This is a genomic window from bacterium, assembly GCA_020440705.1.
GTDB lineage: Bacteria > Krumholzibacteriota > Krumholzibacteriia > LZORAL124-64-63 > LZORAL124-64-63 > JAGRNP01.
Map to the genome: position 1 here is coordinate 1 of JAGRNP010000403.1, position 506 is coordinate 506.

Here is a 506-nt window from a genome sequence, read left to right on the forward strand (position 1 = left end):
GCCGCCGGCCTCATACGCGCGTCCCGGCTGATGGTGCCATGCGACGATTCGCGTCAGGTCCGGCGGGAGGTTCCAGAGCGAGAGCACATGGGCGCCAAGGACCGCGTGGTCGAAGCCCAGGGTGACGCGCTCGCAAAGATGGACCTCGTCGGGCGTCTCGAGCTGCGCGGGGCTGAGCGTCGAGTAGTCGAGCTCGCCGGTCTGCAGGATCAGGAGCTTGCCGAGGTCGTGCATCAGGCCCGCGAGGAACGCGCGGCCGACGCCCCGGAAGCGCCACTCGGTCCCGAGCACACGGGCGATCGCCGCGACGCCGGCGCTGTGATCGCGAATTCGCTCGCCGATGCCGCCAACGTCAGCAAAGAGGCCCATGGTCGCGATTCCGGCGACGAGCTCCTGCACCGTCTTCGTGCCTAGCCTCACGATCGCTTGCTCGAGAGACGTGTAGGGCTGGCGCGGCCGGAACATGGGCGTGTTCGCGACGCGCAGGAGCTTGCCCGCGAGTACCG

Annotated in this window: 1 protein-coding gene; it reads right to left on the minus strand. The window is 69.4% G+C overall.

All coding sequences use genetic code 11. The features are described from left to right. On the minus strand, window positions 1-506 hold a 506-nt coding region (locus KDM41_19025), incomplete at both ends, for an HDOD domain-containing protein (protein ID MCB1185517.1).